The sequence below is a fragment of the Pseudomonas sp. UM16 genome (genome assembly GCF_050312595.1).
In the GTDB taxonomy this organism is placed as follows: Bacteria; Pseudomonadota; Gammaproteobacteria; order Pseudomonadales; family Pseudomonadaceae; genus Aquipseudomonas.
The window spans coordinates 125,836-145,122 of record NZ_JBNPJT010000012.1 but is presented as its reverse complement, the minus strand read 5'-3'; the positions used below and the strand labels follow the sequence as shown (position 1 = coordinate 145,122).

General features: G+C 55.7%; 13 protein-coding genes. 6 read left to right on the top strand and 7 right to left on the bottom strand.

Translation table 11 applies throughout. From position 1 onward, the window contains the following. Nucleotides 1-1,179, bottom strand: a complete 1,179-nt coding sequence (locus ACQRAX_RS16235; RefSeq protein WP_412039423.1) for a thiolase domain-containing protein — start codon at nucleotides 1,177-1,179, stop codon at nucleotides 1-3. A 149-nt stretch (nucleotides 1,180-1,328) separates the two neighbouring features. Here ACQRAX_RS16235 and ACQRAX_RS16230 point away from each other — a divergent pair, with 149 nt between their 5' ends. Then, on the top strand, nucleotides 1,329-1,901 hold the full coding sequence (locus ACQRAX_RS16230) for a LuxR C-terminal-related transcriptional regulator (protein ID WP_101292881.1): 573 nt from the start codon (nucleotides 1,329-1,331) through the stop codon (nucleotides 1,899-1,901). 179 nt (nucleotides 1,902-2,080) lie between these two features. Here the strand turns inward: ACQRAX_RS16230 and ACQRAX_RS16225 are convergent, their stop codons facing one another. Beyond that, nucleotides 2,081-5,821, bottom strand: a complete 3,741-nt coding sequence (locus ACQRAX_RS16225; RefSeq protein WP_412039424.1) for a tetratricopeptide repeat protein — start codon at nucleotides 5,819-5,821, stop codon at nucleotides 2,081-2,083. A 249-nt stretch (nucleotides 5,822-6,070) separates the two neighbouring features. Between ACQRAX_RS16225 and ACQRAX_RS16220 the strand changes: the two genes are divergently transcribed. Then, complete coding sequence (locus tag ACQRAX_RS16220; RefSeq protein ID WP_412039425.1) at nucleotides 6,071-7,804, top strand: hypothetical protein; 1,734 nt, start codon at nucleotides 6,071-6,073, stop codon at nucleotides 7,802-7,804. Nucleotides 7,805-7,836: 32 nt separating this feature from the next. Then, on the top strand, nucleotides 7,837-8,991 hold the full coding sequence (locus ACQRAX_RS16215; RefSeq protein WP_412039426.1) for a patatin-like phospholipase family protein: 1,155 nt from the start codon (nucleotides 7,837-7,839) through the stop codon (nucleotides 8,989-8,991). A 74-nt stretch (nucleotides 8,992-9,065) separates the two neighbouring features. Here ACQRAX_RS16215 and ACQRAX_RS16210 read toward each other — a convergent pair whose 3' ends face one another. After that, complete coding sequence (locus tag ACQRAX_RS16210) at nucleotides 9,066-10,385, bottom strand: hypothetical protein (RefSeq protein ID WP_427867746.1); 1,320 nt, start codon at nucleotides 10,383-10,385, stop codon at nucleotides 9,066-9,068. 265 nt (nucleotides 10,386-10,650) lie between these two features. Between ACQRAX_RS16210 and ACQRAX_RS16205 the strand changes: the two genes are divergently transcribed. Further along, nucleotides 10,651-10,854, top strand: coding sequence for a hypothetical protein (locus tag ACQRAX_RS16205; RefSeq protein WP_412039428.1), 204 nt, complete (start codon nucleotides 10,651-10,653; stop codon nucleotides 10,852-10,854). A gap of 160 nt (nucleotides 10,855-11,014) precedes the next feature. Next, nucleotides 11,015-11,977 (top strand): bifunctional GNAT family N-acetyltransferase/nucleoside diphosphate kinase regulator, encoded by a 963-nt coding sequence (locus tag ACQRAX_RS16200; protein ID WP_045184170.1) that lies wholly within the window; start codon nucleotides 11,015-11,017, stop codon nucleotides 11,975-11,977. Nucleotides 11,978-12,070: 93 nt separating this feature from the next. On the opposite strand, the gene ACQRAX_RS16195 is transcribed toward ACQRAX_RS16200, so the two are convergent. From ACQRAX_RS16195 to ACQRAX_RS16185, 3 genes are all read right to left on the bottom strand, one after another. Then, nucleotides 12,071-12,388 (bottom strand): DUF3077 domain-containing protein, encoded by a 318-nt coding sequence (locus tag ACQRAX_RS16195; RefSeq protein WP_412039429.1) that lies wholly within the window; start codon nucleotides 12,386-12,388, stop codon nucleotides 12,071-12,073. A gap of 150 nt (nucleotides 12,389-12,538) precedes the next feature. Continuing rightward, nucleotides 12,539-12,766, bottom strand: a complete 228-nt coding sequence (locus ACQRAX_RS16190) for a hypothetical protein (RefSeq protein ID WP_412039430.1) — start codon at nucleotides 12,764-12,766, stop codon at nucleotides 12,539-12,541. A 332-nt stretch (nucleotides 12,767-13,098) separates the two neighbouring features. Further along, nucleotides 13,099-13,590, bottom strand: coding sequence for a DUF3883 domain-containing protein (locus tag ACQRAX_RS16185; protein ID WP_412039431.1), 492 nt, complete (start codon nucleotides 13,588-13,590; stop codon nucleotides 13,099-13,101). 568 nt (nucleotides 13,591-14,158) lie between these two features. Here ACQRAX_RS16185 and ACQRAX_RS16180 point away from each other — a divergent pair. Next, the gene (locus tag ACQRAX_RS16180; RefSeq protein WP_412039432.1) at nucleotides 14,159-16,444 is read left to right on the top strand and encodes a restriction endonuclease; all 2,286 of its coding nucleotides are present in this window, start codon (nucleotides 14,159-14,161) and stop codon (nucleotides 16,442-16,444) included. Between the two features lie 432 nt (nucleotides 16,445-16,876). Here the strand turns inward: ACQRAX_RS16180 and ACQRAX_RS16175 are convergent, their stop codons facing one another. Continuing rightward, on the bottom strand, nucleotides 16,877-19,057 hold the full coding sequence (locus ACQRAX_RS16175) for a hypothetical protein (protein ID WP_412039433.1): 2,181 nt from the start codon (nucleotides 19,055-19,057) through the stop codon (nucleotides 16,877-16,879). Nucleotides 19,058-19,287 lie beyond the last annotated feature (230 nt).

Here is a 19,287-nt window from a genome sequence, read left to right as displayed (position 1 = left end):
TCACGCCCTCCGCGCTTGCAGCACCGAGGCGTAGTTGGCCACCGCCATCCCGCCCATGTTGAACAGCAAGCCGAACTCGGCATTCGGCGCCGCCAGGCCAATCGGATCTCCCGTCAACTGACCAAACGCCAGAGCGTGCATCGACACCCCTGTCGCCCCCACTGGATGCCCTTTGGCTTTGAGACCGCCAGAGAGGTTCACCGGCAACGTGCCGCCGTGCTGAACAATACCCTCCTCCAACGCCCGATGGCCCTGACCGTGCGGTGCCAGGCCCATGGCTTCATAGATGAGTAATTCGGCGATGGTGAAACAGTCGTGTACCTCAGCAAAATCCAGATCGGCGAGGGTCACCTGCGCCTTGTCCAAGGCTGTCTGTATCGCCCGTTGCGGCCCCTCGAAAGCCAGCAAGTTACGCTGCGACAGCGGCAGAAAGTCGTTGACCTGGACCATACTGCGCATCGCCACCTCACGGCGGAACTGCTTGGCGCGCTTGGCTGAGGCCAAGACAATCGCCGCCGCGCCATCGGTGACCAGCGAACAGTCGGTCAAACGCAGCGGCTGGGCGATGCAGGGATTGCTGTCAGACACTGTATTGCAGTGTTCGAAACTCATTGCCTTGTGCATCTGCGCCAAGGGGTTGGCCATGGCATTAGCGTGATTCTTCGCGGCAATGGCGGCCATGGCCGCCAGCGGGCTCTGAAAAAGCTGCTCGTACTGTGCGGCAGCCAGCCCGAACAACTGTGGGAAGCTCAGCCCTGCTTCTTCCACATCATGCTGATAACCCGCTCCGGCCAGGGCTTGAGTCACTTGCGCAGTGGAGTTGGAGGTCATCTTCTCCACCCCCACCACCAGTACCAGGTCTGCGCTGCCAGACAGAATCGCATTGATCCCCGCCTGAATCGCTGCCGCGCCAGAGGCACAAGCATTCTCGCAGCGGGTAGCCGGTTTGAAGCGTAATTCCGGATCGGCCTGCAACATCAACGAAGCCGCAAACCCGTCAGGCACCAGCCCTGAATTGAAATGGCCGAGAAACAGCGCATCGACCTCCGACGCCGCCACCTCAGCATCCGCCAGGGCGGCACGGGTGACGCCGACAATCAGGTCTTCCAGGGTAGCGTCGCCGAGGCGGCCAAACCGCGAATGCGCGGCGGCGACGATGCTGACAGAATCGGTAGCCATGGTTTTTATCCTTCTGGTTGAACAGGCGTTCCTTACAATGGCCCCAACCCCAAAGCCCTCGCTATTCGTGCAACTACGTATAGGGATGAGTAGCCCGACTGATGGATACTGCGAGGCAACACATCATCAGCATGCGGGAGGCCTGCGCCATGACCGACCCAGCCCGACAACTGCAAGACCTTGAACGCCTGGCCTTCCAGGTATCGCCTGCACCGCAAGTGATCACCGGCAACCGGCGCATGCTCGACCTCAACGAAGCCTTCCAGAGCCTGTTCGGCTACCAGCGCGACGACCTGCTGGGCGAACTGATCCTCAAGCTCTATCCCTCAAAGGCGGACTACCACGCCATTGGCGAACGCAGCCTGAGCTGGCTGCGCCATGCCAAGAATGGTGCGTATTCGGATGAGCGCTTTATGCAGCACCGCAGCGGCGAAGTGTTCTGGACGCGGGCCAACGGCTACACCCTGACCCCGGAAGATCCCTTTCAGTTGATGGTGTGGCACTTCGAACGCATGGACCGGGTATTTCGGCCCACGGTCAACCTCACGCCCAGGGAGCGGGAAATCTCTGCGCATATCGTCAACGGCCTGACCTGCAAGGAGATCGGGCGCAAACTGGCTATTTCGCACCGCACGGTGGAGGTGCACCGTGCGCGGTTGATGAAGAAGTTGCAGGCAAAGAACAGTGCGGAGTTGGTGTCGAAGATCATCGTATTGAACTGACGACGCCTGGCGGAGTCGCTGCAGGTCGTTAACCGCTACGCATCACACTCGACGTAGCTCGACTCCCGGCCCCATACGAACGACAGCCCGCCACCGCGAAGCGGCGATTGTTCAAACGCTCGCTGATTTGAGCAAAGGGGATTTCCACCAACGTCGCGTCCTTTAGTTGTGAGGCTCGATTACCAGGTCCAGGGTTTCCACCAGTTCGGTGTCGCCCCACCGCCGGGTACTGCAGCGGCATCGCCAAGTTGCATGTTGATCTCGTGAATCTCGTGCGAAAGCCCCGTAATCATTGAGGCCGCCGCACGCCCACACTTCTTGTACAGCGCAATTGCCTCCTTCATCTGCGCGCGAGCGTTCTCCAATCGGGCAACTCTCTTGAGCACCATGCCGTACACGCTCAGGCAGTCGGCAAACGCCCGGATGTCTGCCTTTCTGACGCTTCTGAAGGTTGCGACACCACGCGCCAGATAGGCCTCAGCCTCCTCATAACGCTCTTGCTTGAAGTAGACCGAGCCGAGCAGGTAGCACGAATGAGCGATGCGCTGATCGTTGCTGGCAAATGCCGATTCACGCAAATACAACACTTGCACAAACAGCTGCTCGGCCTCCTCCAGGCGGTTCTGTTCTTCACGCAAAGCCGCCAGGCCATTGAACACGATGGCGCGGTCAGCCGTGTCTATCTCACTCAAGTCTTTGGCAATATCCAGGGCTGCCAGGAAGCACTGTTCCGCCATCAAGAACTGACCACCGTTTTTATATTCCACGGCCAGATTGTTCAAGTACATCACCAGACCGCAGCGTGTAGCCGAGTCTCTGGCCATGAGCCGACGGTGTGCCAGCTCAGCCTTAAGGTGCTGTTGGTCCAACCTGAACGTAAGGCACTGGTTGAACATCTCCTGGGCGCTACTGGCGTCCCCGGTCGCGCAAGGAAAGTGTCGACTGCGCTCGACGGCATTACCCAGCACTTCTTGCGCTTCAACCAGCATGCCTTGCTTGAGCAACAATTGCCCCAGGTTGCACTCCAGGGTGTAGAGCTGTTGATGGTCATCGGGCGCCGTATCAAGAAAGATTGCGTACGCTGTCTGGTAGGCCTCAATAGCATCCTTGACCTTGTCCAGGCCCGCGCACACGTTCCCATGAGTCACGAGTGCGTGGATGCGGGTCGGATGCCAGCTGGGTAGCGAGTTTCCAGCAGCCTCCAGCGCTTTGGCAGCGAATGCGCGAGCTCGGATGTAGTCCTGTTTATCACAATAGGTGTCCGCCAGAACGACTGTCAGGGTAATGAAGTCGATGTCGAACGCGTCGAAAACCTTAGCCGCCATTTTGAAACCATCGAGCAGCATTGCTTCTGCCGCGTCGAGTTTCCCCAGGTCCCTGTAGGTCAAGCCGAGGTTGCTGAGTATCTGTACCAGGTCTCGATTGCCGTGCGGATAAGCCGCCAACTGGATCTTGTAAGCTTTGCTCCCGAGGCTCGCCGCCTCTGCAAGATCACCTTGCTGATAGCGGGCAAGCGCGATGACCGCCAACACCTTGCCGACTTCTGGGTGGTCCTTGCCGAACGCGGCTTCAAACTGGGCCAACACCTGCCGTTCAAGGCGTTCCGCCTCTTGCGGACGTCGACTGGCAATGTACATCGCGGCCAGGTTGGCGTTGTTACGCGCCTGTAGCGTGAGGTTGTTGTTAAAGCGGCCGGCAATCAATTCGGCAACAAATGCGCACCAGGCTTCGCACAGCGCGTTGTATGAAAGGTCGATGAACTGGTGGGTAATCTGGTTGCAAACCGCCAGATCCTCGACCGCCAGCGGAAACCAGAGCGGCGAGCTGGTTTTCCAGGCGGCGGTGATATTCGCTATCGCCTGAGCAGGCTCTGGCTGTTGAGCACCGAGCGTGGCGAAAGCTTGCATCAAGGTTGCCGGGGCAGACTGGTAGCAGGCCACGACGCAAAGCGGCTTTTGCAGATCCCAACGCAGCGTGTCCAAGGCCACGGCGTCTTCAGAATCCAGGGCAAGTAGCTCACAGGCTTGGAAAATGCGCTCGGCGATGATCAGCGGGGTGAAGCTGCCCAGCGCATTACTCAGCGACGGATGCTGGCCATTGCTCGCCCATCCCACGATGTGAATGATTTCCTGGCGAATAAGGATTTCATCTGCACCCTGCATGACGGCAGACTGCAGCGACGAATGCATCAGTTGCTCACGCCCCTCATAGCGTACAAGGTAAGGACGCAAAACCGAGAGCACGCGACTCATGAGCAGCTGCGGGGCGCGCTTTTGCCCGCTATCGCCTTCGGGCTCATCGTTGTCGCTTGCCAGCAGCAAGGCAAGTTGGCGCTCGGAAAGCCCCGCCCGCGAAGCGCACAGGTATTGTGCCGCCCGGGTCACGACCTGCGGATGGTTTGCCGTGCTCAGGTCAAGGTCCCACGCAGTGAGCATCGAGCGGAACAGGCTTCCAACATCCGGATGACTCAGCAACCCCTGAATATCTTTCTCAAGCGTCTCATGGGCCGAACGAATGCGCATTTGTTCGAGGACAACCCGCATGTACACCGGCAAGGTCATTGCTGGCGCCTGGATCAGCTGGTTGACCAGCGCGTCCGGTAAACGCTTGCGGTAGTTGAGGGTGTAGGTATCGATCATTTTGCGCAGAAGCGCAGCATCCGCGCGCTCAAGCCCATAGCGCCAGACCGATTCCTCGCCTGCATCCAGGCTCGGTGTCGCCGACAGAATGACGATGACCTGTTCAGGCAAGGACAGCTTCTGGAACTGCCGCAGCACCTGGCTTGGGTTATCGAAGCGCTCGATACCATCCAGGAGCAGAATAAGCGGCTTGCCTTGCGCCGTGGCGACGCTTCGCGACAGCAGCTGGACCAGTGCCTGCCACTTTTCGTTTCCAGAAGGCACTTGCGTCAATGCTTGCTCTGGCGTTACGCGGCCTTCAAGCAACACCTGAATGTCGTCAAGCCACTGATCGATACCCCGCTTACCATCGGCACCGATGTGAAAGTCGAGGACTCTGGCGCCTGCAAGCACGGACTGGCGCGGCAGGTTGCGTGCCAGATAAGCCATCAAGGCGCTTTTACCTGCTCCCGGCTCACCGATAATCAACGCAGGTCGTTTTTCTTTGCCGCTCAGCCGGCTATGGCAATAGCCCAATACCGCCTCGCAAGACCCTGCTGGCGGCACATAGAATTTCAGGCGCGTGCTGGCGAAGTTCTCGTGCGGGAGGCGCAGCAAAGCCAGGGCACCCTGCTGTTCCGGGTAGCGGCGCTCCAGCTCCTGCAGCAACTGAGCCTTTACCGACTCACCAAAGACTTCAACCGACGCGTAATTATCGATTTCGATGACGCCTGAGGCGCGAAGCTTGTGCTTGAGCAGCTCAAGTTTGCCGTGGCCTGGGTCATAAAAATCGGTGGACTGCGCGCCGCCTGACTGACTGTACAATTCACTGGTCAGCGCTGTGCTACGCAAATAGAACAACGCTTCGGCACGGCCCTGCTGATGCCCCTCAAGCGCGTAGTCAAACTCAAGCTCAGTCACGCTGATGTTCTTGTCCAGCGCCGTCTGGATCTTGCCGACGTACTCGCTGAGCTCCTTACCCTGCAGGTAGTCATTGAGCATCGCCTGGTCTGGAACCCAGCCGTAGCGCTCGCCCAGAAAACCGATAAAGAACGGTGGGAATTCACGGCAGCGGTCGATCTCTTTCAGGCAGACGGCGACGGTTGTGCCTTTTTCAGCTTCCTGCTCGGTGATGCCCCAGCGCAGATCAATTTCAGTGAAGCCCACGCCCCGGCTTTCACACGCCTCACGCACTTCGGGAAATACCCGTGTCAGCAGGTAGTGTCGCTCGGCCTGCATATCCTTGAATGTTGAGGAAAGGAAGACCCTGATTTCCCTGACTGTGCTGCTGTCATTTTGCATGAAGACGTCCGTGAGCGAGCTCGAAGCCGATAATGGCCAATCAATATCAAGTAACATTTAAAGCTGAATTGGAGCTGCCACGCAATAATCGGAAAGTTTTTCATAATAATGTCCATCTACGCCTCCTAATCCTTATCTCACCTCGATATGCTGGCGCTCTTTGAGTAAAGGCACATTGATGTCATGTCGAGTTTAGGCAGTAGCCCCAGTGCGCCGGATGCTCTCCAGTTGATGAGTGAATCCACAGGTATGAGCCAACCCCTTTCCATTGTCATCGGTGTCAGCGGGCATCGCGACGTTCTCACCCAGGACGCTGCGCGGATTGAACGTGAGTTCCGTGAGCTGATTGCGTCATTGCGCCGGCAGTACCCCGACCTGGCCCTGCGGGTGATCACCGGGCTTGCCGAAGGGGCCGATCAACTGATCGCCAGAACCGCCCTGGCGCTGCGAAAGGAAGGCTTGCCGGTAGAGCCGGTAACGGTGTTTCCAATGCCGTTGGCGCACTACCGCGAAGACTTCCACGGCGCAGCGCTGGAGGCGTTCGATGCGCTCCACGCCGAGCTTAAGGCGCTCGGCCTGCCGGTACTGGAACTGCCGCAAGTGAGTGAGCGTCAGCAGGCCTACTGCAACCTGGGTGACTACCTGCTTAACAAGTCCGACATCCTGGTGGTGATCTGGGATGGCAACCTTTCAGCCAATCGCGGTGCGCAGCCCAAGCCTGGCGGCACTGAGCACCTCACCTTGCAGGCACTGCAACCGCTGGCACTGTTGGCGCGCACACGAGACACTGCCAGCCAGCTGCGCAACGACATCAGCCGCTACCTGCACGATGTCGACACCGTGCCGGTTTACCGCATCAGCGCCAATCGTCAGTCTGCCAGTGCCATCGATCAAAACTGCGGCTACATCCTCAGTGCCGGCGCTGAAGGTGTCAGCGTCAGCGCCAAACCGCCGGCCAACACCCTGGAACATCTGCGCGAATTGAACCGCTCAAGCCAAGCCCTTGCCCACACCAGCAAGAGCCAAGGCCACTGGCCGAGCGACGACCAGCCGTTCTACAGCCAGCGCTCTGCCGACCTGAAATCGATAAGCGAACTGTTCCAGCGTTTCGACGGCCTGGCCAACGCCATGCAACTCAAGACCGACCGCACCCACCGTACCGTGGCCGGGCTGACCCTGCTGTTGACCAGCGTGTTCCTGTTCTACGCAAAGATCCTCCCTGTCGCCCTGGTGCTGGCGGGCTATGTCTGCCTGTTTGTGCTGTCATTTCTCTGGTACCTGCGGGCCAAGCCCAACCGGACCAAATTCCGCTACGCCTTTTACCGCGCGGTTTCCGAGTCGTTACGTATCGAATTCTTCTGGCAAGCGCTGGGCCTGGTCGATCCGCAAGGCAACGCTTCGCTGGCGCAACGGCTACCGGCCCAAGGCCAGGACAAGCGCCGCACCATCGTCTCGCTGATCAGGCAGGCCTCGCTGGGTGGCAACAACACCAGCGTGCTTCCGGTAGATCGCAGCAAAGTGCTTAACGACTGGATTGGGGCACAGCGCGCGTACTACCACAATGCCCGCCATCGCCTGCACCTCAAGCACGAGAAAATCGAACGCGTAGTCAAGGCGACCATCTGCATTCCAGTGATCCTCTGTGTATTGCTGCTGTCCTTCTATTCCTTCTTCAAGCACACCACCTTGCCTGGGCTGGAGCTGGCCTGGAAAGACTTGATTGTGTTTGCAATCGGCTGGATTCCGGTGATCGGCGCGGTGCTGGAACTGCACGCCAACAACACCTCCATCAAGGAACTGCACGCGCAGTACCAATCGACCGAGCGCTACCTTGAGCGCGTCGAAGCGCTGGTGGCGAGCCCGCAAGCCGAGGGCATGGGCCCAGCCGTGTTCGAAGTGGTCGGTGTTGAACTGTCTCGTGAGCACATGAACTGGTTGGCCACCACCGAACGCAAGGCCATTGTTCCCGCCCACGGCGGTTGAGCGCCAATCAACTACACAAAAGGAAGCCTGTAGTGAATTCAGTCCTTCAGGGCATTGTCCGAAGCGAGGGCCAAAAGCGCCTGCTGACCATCGACGGCGGTGGCATACGCGGCGTGATCGCGGTAGAGATACTGGCCGAGATCGAACGCTTGCTGCGCGTGAGTACCGGCAACCCGCAGTTGCGTCTGTCCGACTGGTTCCACTTCGTTTCCGGCTGCAGCACCGGCGCCATTCTGGCAGCCGGATTGTCGCTGGGCATGGAGGTCGATGAACTACGTGACCTGTACAACACCTCCGGCCAGCGCATGTTCAAACGTGCAGGCTGGTGGCAACGTATGGGTTTTCATCGCTATGTTCACGGCGAGCTCGAGCGCCTGATGAAGGAACGCTTCGGCGAACACACCACCCTGGGCTCCGAGCAACTGAAAACCCTGCTGATGGTGGTGCTGAAAAACGCCACCACAGACTCACCCTGGCTGCTCACCAACAACCCCTATGCCCAGTACAACCAGCCGGGGCCAGGTTGCAACCTGGACCTGCCACTGTGGCGCATTGTGCGCGCCAGCACCGCGGCACCCACTTTTTTTGCTCCGGAAACCATCCATTTTCCGGGGTTGAAAAAACCGTTCGTGTTTATCGACGGCGGCCTTACCCCCTACAACAACCCGGCGTTCATCTCCTACCTCAGTGCCACGCTGCCGGCCTATCGCATGGGCTGGAAAACCGGTGAAGACGACATGCTGCTGGTGTCGGTGGGCACAGGCCTGCATCCGGCCTCGGCGCCGGAACTGACCCCCAGACAGATGAACCTGCTTTACACCGCAACCTCGACACCTGCCGGCCTGATGCTGGCGTCGGCAAACCAACAAGACATGCTTTGCCGTGCCTTTGGTAAATGCGTCGCGGGTGACCCGCTGGACAGTGAACTGGGCGACATGATCGGCCTGCAGCACAGTGCGCCGCTGTTTACCTATGCGCGTTACAACGTCGACCTGACCAGCCAAGGTCTGGCCTCGATAGGCTGCGAAGAACTGATTGGCCGCAACCTGCACCGCCTCGACGCCACCGACCTGATCCACGACATGCAGACCGTGGGCCGAGCAGTGGCGAAAAGCAGAGTCCGCCTGGAACATTTCGAGCGCTTCATCGAGCAGATACCTGCGCATCAGCGGCAAGTAGTTGCTTGACTGAGTAGACGCAAACAACCCAAAAGCGCCCTGCAATTGCGCCCTGTCAGCCGCATCGCAGGGCAAGCTCGTGCCTACAAAATTTCCCCACCGCCAACGTTGTACCCCACCATGAACAAGGCCCGTTCAAGGTCCAGCAACCTGACAGATTGCCCCTGCGCACGAAGTGTCGAAGCCACCTGACGCAAGATCCGATTGCTGATGCGCACCAGATTCGCCCAGTCCAATACCTGCTTGAGTGTGTATCCCAACTTGGAAAAACGCAGGCTGCCTAACGAAGGGTTACGCGTGTCGGCCGGATCATCGCGCTTACCGCCCCAGCAAAAGGCCAGATCATCTGGCACCGACTGCTTACCGTCTGCCAGCAACCAGCGTCGGGCCAGCAACCCCAACGCTGCCCCTACGCGACCGTCATAAATGATGATGTTGAGTGGATCAGCCGCCGCATACACCTTGGTCATCGTCGAGTTCATCAGCAGACGCTCGCCATCGAACGCCTCCAGCGATTTGCGGCAAACCGGATGGAGCAATTCGACCGCCAGCAGAATCGACTCACACAGCGTCGAACTGGCCAGCTGTGCGTTAATCCAGGCGCGCGCGCCACCGTCCTTGCCCAACGCCACATTGCCCCAAGCGAACAATGCTTCACAGGCCTGTTGCGCAGCGCGACAATCATTGGCCGCCAGCGCGACGCGCAGACGCGCTGCGATGCTGGCGAAATCATCAGGTGCCGACTCTTCATACCAGGAGTAATGCGCGGCTGCCTGAGGCAAGGTATTGCACCACCACTCACCACGATGCCCGCGTTTTTTCCAGGTGTTCCAAGCACGGTGATCGGTAATCGCATAGCGGTGAACAAACGAATCCACCCCACCCGCCCACAGCACCGCCAGGTGATCGGCGAAGGCGTGTTGGATAGGTGTCAAAAGGGATGCACCGGCATCGACCTTCACCGCCTCTTCAAGACCAGGACCGGCCACAGGCACAGCTGTCTGGTTCACCAACCAAACGCGGGAAGGCTTATTCGCATTGATCTCCACCACCCCGAGCTGTTGCAGAATCGGCAGCACATAGGTGATGTTGCGAACCCCATATTTCCCCGACGGCAGCAGACGCGAGGCCAAGCACAGCGGGCCGGCCTTCTCGGGCGCATCGGCGGCGGCAATTTCACAGGGATTGCCAGCGTGATGGCCATGTGTGAGCAGATAGCCCAGAGCTGCTTCAAAGGCCATTCGGGGAAGCACCACCTTGGTTTTCGCCGACTTGCCGGTGCGAACTACAACACGATCGACCGTCACCTCGCCGACCTCAAACGGTGAATTACGCGCTGGCGTGCCCAGCGGCCCCACCCCCTGCATGTGCGGCCATAGTGAGGCGACTGTTTGCGCGGCCATCTGATTCATCGTGTGCTCAAACCTTGGGTATCAAATCGTGGCATGGATAATGGCAAATAGATGGCAATCTTCAAAGCCAACAGTGTGAAATACCGCCACTCGTCGCATTTGAAATTCCGCCGCAAAAACCTAACAACCTCTGGCTTGGCTATTGCACAATGCGGTTCCAGCGGCCCGGAAAAGACATAATTCTGACGCGGCAGCGGCCAACACTAACGCTTGAGCACGCCCAACGAATGGCCTGCTCAGTTATCGGAGATGTACCGTGTCAACGCTCAATGAAATCGCAATGAACCACGCGAGAATGGTCAAACGGCTGGCGGAGGAATCGATCGTACTGGAACAGCGGCAGCCCCTGGTCGTGGGCGGTTTCGAGGTTACCTCCATTGACACGACACACCCCCTGCCGCTGCCCTTCATCATTGATGCTCAAGACAGAAGCATGGACTTGGTTGCTGTAGCGGTCTGATCGCCAGACTGCACACCTGCTTCAACACGGGACCGGTTTTCACTGCCAGAAACCGGTCCAGCCTTATGCTGATGCTGGCAGGCCATGCACCAGATCTTCGACTGCTGTTCGGCATTACTCGCGTTATGTCGTAAAATGGCCGGTTGCCGAAAGAACCGTCATGGCCATAGCCATGAAGGGCTTTCATTCTTTCCAAATAACTGTGGTGAAGATGAACAAGCCTTTCATTTCGCTGTGCCCGGAAATTACTCGGGCACACGCACTGACACTGATGGATTGGTTGGAAGATGAGCGCGTTACCTGCTATCTGAGCGATTCGCGTCATGTTTCCCGCTCCATCGAGCAAGTCATTGATCGAACTCAATTACCGATCCTGACCCATTTATTCAACCGGGGTGGCCGATTCTTCATGGCCTATGACCGGCATGATGCCCCGGTGGGTTTTGTCCGTCTGATCAAGACCGGCTCCAATTGCGAGATAGTTCTGGTTATCGGAGACAGCGACAAATGGGGCCGAAACCTTGGCGCCCGCACGATCCGCGAAGGCATGAAACTGGCCTTCCTCGACATGCGGGCCGAGAAGCTCATCGCCAAGATCCACCCGGACAACACGCGCTCGCTGAAAGTTTTTCTGCGCAGCGGTTTTCTGCTTGAGAGCGAAACGCCGACATTGAAGTCATTTTCCATGACGGCGGGGCGCTATCTCCAGTGCTTGCGTGAAGGTGCCATTGGCGACTCCACTGAGATCTACATCACTGAAATCGACAAGGCCAGGCTCGAGAGCCTGATCGCGCTCGAGGAAGGCCCGACCGTTGTTGAACTCGAACATGAGCTTGAGCGAGCCATTGTCGTCACGCCGCAGCAGGTGGCGCGCAATGTTGTCACGATGAACTCCAGGGCCTTGCTGCAGTTGGACGACGAAGAGATCGAAGTGGCCCTGGTGTACCCTGAAGACGCGGACAGCAGCGCCGGGAAGTACTCCGTGTGTTCCGACATCGGCGCCGCCATCCTCGGCTATCAGGAGGGGGACGCCATCGACTGGCGCGTTTCTGACCGGACCCGCCGGATCGGGATCAGGAAAGTGCTTTACCAGCCGGAGGCCGCGGGCGACTTCCACCTGTAATTGGGCCTTTAGCTCAGTGTTCGTCCATCAGGCGCGAAGCTCCTCCAACGCTTTCCGTGCCTGATGCGGACCCTCTGCCACAGGCCGCGCCGTTCACCGCCTATGATCGGGCTGAAGCGGACGGCTGGCCCCCGACTCAACGTCAATGGCATGGGCCACATCCTCAACCAGCGCCTTGGCCATCCCCACCAGATAATGCGCTGCCCACGCCGACGTACCGTCCTGCTCAAGGCCGGCTTGCAACGTCAGGTGGTGCGCACAGCCCATCATGATCGAAACCTGCTCCAGCACGAACGCCGCACCGTGCCCTGGTTCGACCCGAAACAACCGCTCAGCGCCTGCCCCGCCCTCGCCTTCAGCGAATGTGCCGACGCCTAGCGTTTTGAGACTCGACCGCGAATCCTCATCCATCCCAACCTCCCTAGCCCTCAATGCAACTACAGGGCGACGCCAATACCTGTAGGAGCGGGTGTTGCCCGCGATCGAGCGCAAAGCGCTCGCCTATGCCAGACCAGCCACCCTCGCTCGACCACGGGAAACCCCGCTGTTACAGCCGCCAGATCAATGCCGCAACTGAACCTTACTCAACGCCACTTCAACCAAAGCGCGGGCGTTGTCGATTTCATGCAGGGTGGACAAGGTCAGGATCTGGCCCGGAGAGCTGGAATGAAGCAGGACAGTCTGCTGTGCCACGGTCATGGCGCAGACCAGGTATTCGGAGATTTGGACGAGGATGTCTTCGAGGGATTGGTTAAGGCTGAGGGGTGGGTCTGGGACGATTTTTAACATAGCGAACTCCTTTGCTTTAGGGAGCCGCCACACGCCTGCTGTCAAACAAATGGTGGCAGCTATACGCGGGTTGACAGACCGGCAAAGCAAAGGGAAACCCGGCGCACACGAAGGTGCCCCACGTACAGCCGCCATAACGCGAGCACATGCGGATTCACTTTGAATTCGGTCTGTCAAAACCGGTCGTTGAATTGGCAACGACTAGGGGAGACTAGAGCGCTAGTGGAAACACCGCAATGGCTTGATGCAGGCGGGAGTATGATTCGGAAATGGACTACAGGGAATCGGGAAATTCTGAAGATTTTTACGTCCAACGACCAAAACCGCTAAGGTTACGAGACAATTTCACGAAAACTCGCGCGATAATCCATCGGCTTCAAATGAAGCTTCTGTGTTAGGTCGCCTCGCAGCATGTACAACTGAGGATTCGTTGAAAAGTTAAAAACTCGATAAAGGTAAAACTGATCGCCTTCTTCCCTTGAGCGCTCCAGCTCGTTTCTACTCAACACGAACGAAGTCATCAATCCAGCATTGGTAGTTTTCACTTCGATGAAGCGGTGCTGGCTATGGTCCTCAAATGAAAGGATGTCGAATCCGGCTCCATCACCTTTTGACTCTGACACCCAATCTACGCCTGGGACAAGCGTCTCCATCCCAGCCGTCACTAACCGATACTCTTCGTACCCCAAAGCCCATTCCTCCCCTGCCCGCCCAAGCCTACGATTGGCCTCATCTCGAGCAGCGAAATCGAGCTTACGTGGTAGCCGTACACGATCAATGCTTTGCAGGTTAGTCGGGTCGGAATCAATCTTGTGTAATTGCATGGACTTGACCACCAATTTGCATTCGTCTTGACCAGGCATTTGCATCCGACTTGACCAGTGCGCATCGTATCCACGACTGGCTCAAGTCGACCAACAGCTGCCTGGTGTGGAGGGCAGAGCTCCGCCCAATGCAGCCCTTCGCCACCGGCAAAAATTGCCGTTGTTGACTGACCGCAATGGGTCGATTCTGCTGAAGCTTTAGGCACGTGTTTACAGCAGAAAAGTAGGCGTCTGATATTCAGATCCAACTCTGGCGCAGAAGTGTTCAGAGTTACCCCCCGCTCCCCGTCCCTTCAGGGATCGGGTCTGGTAAAGGGGCTAAGACATTCAGTAGAGAAATTCAATCGTTTTGACGTCGTTGAATAACCGCTTGCTGTCTTAAACATCATTGTAGTATCAGATGGCAGCGCGAAATCGTCGATCCTCCGGGCACTCCGCCTCGCCTCCTTACTCACGCGCCATGCTGATCGCATCCGGTCAGGTTCGACGGCAAAGGTACCTGTGGATGATCTTCTGTCTGACGAGTATTAGCGACCTGACCTTGGCGCGGATTGGAGTAAAATGCAGCATGAGCTATGACTTCAGAAATCTCTCATCGGCGGACTTTGAGGATCTCGTCCGGGACCTCGTCGGAAAAGAAGAAGGACTTCGCTTTGAGGCATTCTGCGCAGGCCCAGATGGTGGTATTGACGGTCGGCACGCGCACGCCAGCGGGAACGTTGTTCTACAGGCGAAGCATTATGAAGGTTCGCCGTTCAGCAAATTAACGGCGGCCATGAAGCGCGAGCGTTCCTCAATCGATAGGCTGGCTCCCACCCGTTACATACTCGCGACCTCCTGTAGATTTACTCCGCTTGGCAAAAGTAGGCTCTCTCCACTCATAGGGTCAAGTCTGAAATCTGAGGCGGATATTTTTGGTCCGGAGGACCTCAATGGTCTTCTCCGGAAGTACCCAGACATCCTCAAGTCGCACATCAAACTCTGGCTCTCGGGCGTGGGTGTTTTGGAGCGGGTCGTACATGCGGCGGCCCATACCTTTGCAGCGCTAACACGTGAAGACATCGAACAAAAGGTTCGTGTCTACGCATCAAACCCCAGCTTCGACGAATCACTGGCTACGCTTGAAAAGCATCGGCTTCTCATCATATCCGGGCCGCCGGGCGTTGGCAAAACCACACTGGCCGAGATGCTTTGCTATACATTTCTAAGCGAGGAGTGGGAGCTTATTCCCATCCGTAGTTTGGAAGACGGCTTCGCCGCCATTAACGACAGCAAAAAGCAAATATTTCTTTTCGATGATTTTCTTGGAAAGGTCGCCCTCGATCGACAAGCTTTGGCGCATAAAGATTCTGACCTTGCGCGCTTCATGAGCCGCATACGTCGCTCACCGAATGCCCGTTTCATTCTGACAACGAGGGGTTATATATTTGAGGAAGCCCGTAGAGTCTCTGAACACCTTGGTGATCAGCGCCTCGATGTGACGAAGTACGTACTCGATGTTGGTATTTACACTCGTCGAATCAAAGCGCGGATTCTCTACAATCATCTTTTCGTGTCAGAGACGCCACAGTCGCATATCCGGGCGTTATTGGAGAGTAAGAGGCTCCCGGAAATCGTTGATCACAAGAACTATAACCCACGTGTCATCGAGGCAATGACCGATGCATTTCGCGTTGGTGACATTGAACCCGCCAATTATCCCGCTGCCTTTATCGGCGCCCTGAACAATCCAAGCCAGATTTGGGACACCGCTTTCCGAACGCACATTGATCACCGGTGCAGGCATCTCCTGATGGCGATGTTTTTCCTATCAGAATACGGGGTTTCAATCACGACTCTTCGCTCATCTTTCGATATCCTGCATACCTCGATGAGCACGGCCTACGGTCTGGCACACGGTCCTAAAGATTTCGAAGAAGCCCTTCGTATTCTGGAAGGTAGCTTCGTCAATGTCGTCAACATCGACAGGCCAACGGTTTCTTTTCTCAATCCTTCGCTCAAAGACTATCTCTCAACCTACCTGTTGGACACAGATCTCCTTATTCGCCTTGCTCCCACGGCGGTCTCAATCGACTGGCTGTCGAGCCTTTGGGACTTCGTGCATCCGTCTGGGCTTAGCGAGTCCGACCAAGCGAAGATCGCCAGAGCCTGCGCTGATATGGTTGAGATGATCGAAGAGCGCCCGCACTGGCGTCCGCGAGCCGGTGACGCCCGCTCACTCGAATACAATGATGCCGCAAACTCCAGACGGCTCCGGATGCTGATGGATTGGTGGGAGATCACTGACGACCGGCGGTTTGCCGACAGCATCATCAAGATCGCGCGAAATCCACAGCAGGGCTTCAGTGCATGGTCAGACGGGGAGGTTCTGATCGAGTTCTTTTCCCTGCGGGACGGTAGGGGTTATGGCCGGCCGTTCATTTATGAAGCCGAATTCCTAGAGCTCATCGAAAAGGCCCTTACCGACACCATACGGTGGAGTTCAAGTGACATGCTCTCCACCCTTGTGGATGCAGTGGATGCTGCGAATGGGCTGCCCGACAGCATTACCTGTGCTTTGCAGACGGCTGTGCTCGAAGAGTTCGAGGATAACACTAGTCGCATTCGCGAGGATGATAGCGAGTCCTCCCTATCGGACCGGATCAATGCCTTGAAAAAGTTCGCGCCGCGTTTTGGTGTGCCGGAAGCTAAGTTGAATAGCGCCGTCTCAGCCATCGAGGATCGCATAGGCGAGATTGAAGACCGAAGCAGTCGCGCCTCCTCTCCGAGTATCCCGTCATCGGGCAAACGGGACGGGGAAAAATTTGACGACCGCGCTCTTCGAGACCTTTTTACCCCTCTCCTTGATCGCTAGGCCAGCTCCGCGGAACAGGCGCGTCGCCCTTCGTTCACAAATTGCGAGCCGTCTCTTGGCGTGGTCGCAGCTTACCGACCGTCTGGTATGGGTCCAAGCTGTGTGAAAACGTTTAGGGTCGGAGAATTTCCAGAAATAATGCCGAAACCAGGTCCCTACTTAAAACCCGACTCAGCTACCGTGTGTTGTCCTCGTTTTATATAGGCACGATTCGATCACATCTATCGGCCGCTTTCTGCCTTTCGCCAACTGCGTTGCCAAGACTCGCAGCCAGTCATCACACAATCGGTGTGCTGGTTAAATTCGATGTAATGACCGGTCATGCCGGATTCAAGCGACTGGTGGTCAAACGTAAATTGGGCGGAGCAAGTTAGTGCATTCAACCAGTGAGCACCACAGTAACAAATTACATGCCGTAGCTATAGTTGGCTTTTACGACAGCGCTTTGATCTTTTCGTACAGATCATAAAGATGAAGCGCTGACATATCCAATATAGGCTCATACATGAAAGAGTTGAGATGGATATTTTCAGGAGTCATCAGATTCACCTGCGAGAGCACCATGATTTCATCATTACCGAATGATAGACTTGATGAGAACTTGTTGAACAACTCGAATGTTTGATTTCTGCTGATAGCCTCTACGAAGGCGACATCATTTATTTTGTTAATCATATATTCTTCGGCCTTCAGCCTGATGGCAATGGATAAAATCACCTTCGATTCTAGTTCGACATCGTCCGCAGCATTGGCGGCGAGCGCTTCCGCTTGATCGTATATTAGTTGAAGGGCGCTATATGTGGGATTTGGAAGAGATAATGCTGCCTGGTCCGATAGCGTGGCCTTAACCGTTGACTCAAGATCCGCTATTGTAAGAGCCTTACTATCTGCTTTTATGTGTAGAAGGGATGTCAGCCTCAGGTAGTGCTGGCTAGTAGTCCCGTGGCAGTACTCAGCTAGATTTCGCACAAAAGGAATGCTCGCTACTAGAAAAGCTGCGTTCTGGGCTAATCCATTCTTCCAAATAATAAATGGATTATTCTGATATTTTTCTGGTACAAATGTTAGCGCGCGCTGATCCTTTCTCGCAAAAAACCTTCGCTCTCTAGCAATTTGGAGACGGCTGCTGATTGTTCGGTGAAAGTCAAAATTATGAGTTAGAAATAGCAGTCTAAAAAATGTAACCTTGGAAATTTCATTAAAGTATTCAATGATGGCGTATTTGTTTTTGTAGTCGAATGAGTCCGCGATATCATCAACTACAAACAGGGTAGTCTGGTTCGATTCTCGGCGTGCCTGTACTTCGAAAAGGACATTCAATATGTAAAGTGCCCGCCTCTCTCCTTGGCTGAGAACCTGAAGCAGCTTTTCCTCTTCGACCCCACAGGTTTCTTGGCCATCATGAAATTCAAAGGTAACTTTCGGGCTTTCGCCTTTTAGAATGACGTCTTGTTGATTCTGAACAACCAGCTTGAAGGGAACATAAAACCGTTCGTTGAACTGAGTGACAACGGCAGCCCATTTGGTTTTTTCTTCCTGAGCCTGCTTTGCCGTGTGCGCAATTACGTCCTTTGCTGAAGCATATGCCATGGCGAAAATTTTCATAGCTGATTGAGCTACATTGAAGTAGCTGAACCACAGCTTCTTTCGGAATCCTTCAAAATCACCAAGTTCAGGGAGGATTTCCGGATGGAGTGTCAAATATTCCCTGAATTTTTTTAGCTCAGCATTTTTTTGCAGCTGTTTATCAACCGCATCGAACCTCGCAGACAACTCTTTGTTGCCCAAGATGCGTTGCTTTTCTGCCTGGACTAACCCCTCCAGCTCCTTGGCAGAAGAAACTTCAGTCCTTACCCCTCCATTAGAAATATTTAGGGTGTGATTAGCTTCAAAGAAGCCATTTGTTTGAAGATTTTTAGAGACATCACTGGCCCCAGCATGATTGAACTTCTTGCTGAGGAGAGGAGAGCCTTCCACCAGCTCTTGATATTTAGACATGTACTCTTGAAGCTGTTGATGGAGCGTACCAGCCTTAAACGCAGCTATCGTTTTGTCGTTGAAAATTTCTATATAGGACAAGTCATTGAACCTAGTATCGCCGTCAAGTTTATCTGCTAGTTCTACAAAAAATTCATACGGACTCGTAAATTTGAAGACTTCTTTTATTTCGGAGACGGGAGACGCTTTACCTGGCCACCCTGAAGCCTCCTTCAACGTCTTCAGCAGATCTTCTTGAGTCGACTCGATATTTCTCACCGCCTCTTCGTATTCTCCTCTCAGTTTGGGGTTTACTAGTAATGTCGAGGTTCCAGAGCCGGAATAACGCTCCACATAGGGTTTGATGACAAACACGGAGTCGGGGGTGATCGAAGCAGCAGGTTCGGCTGTGATTGCGCGGATGGTTGTACGTGTCGGGAAAATTAGGTCTTGGCTGTCACGTCCTTCTTGGAAGTCCAGAAATGTCCGCGCAAGCGACGTCTTCATGAAGCCGTTCGGCGCATAGATCGAGAAGGCTGAGCCATCTGGTGTTTTCTGGGTCCCTTTGAATGCAAGCTTGGCATCAAGCTTTTGAATTCCATAGCAATTTTCTAATTTAATATCTAAGACATCCATATCTATTGCTCCAAATTAAATGATTTTTCTCCATCGACGGTATCGTTTCGCTATCATCATGTCCAGATACCGATGCAGCCTCTCATTGGCCTGGCATGCGCACAGATGAAGAACTTATCCAATATGCGGCGCTCGTTTTAGCGGCATCCATACATTTTGCTGCTGTTCTAGGCCCCAAAACCGACAGCAGGCAAGCGTCCGCTTCTAGCCGATTTCTGGCGGTCATTATT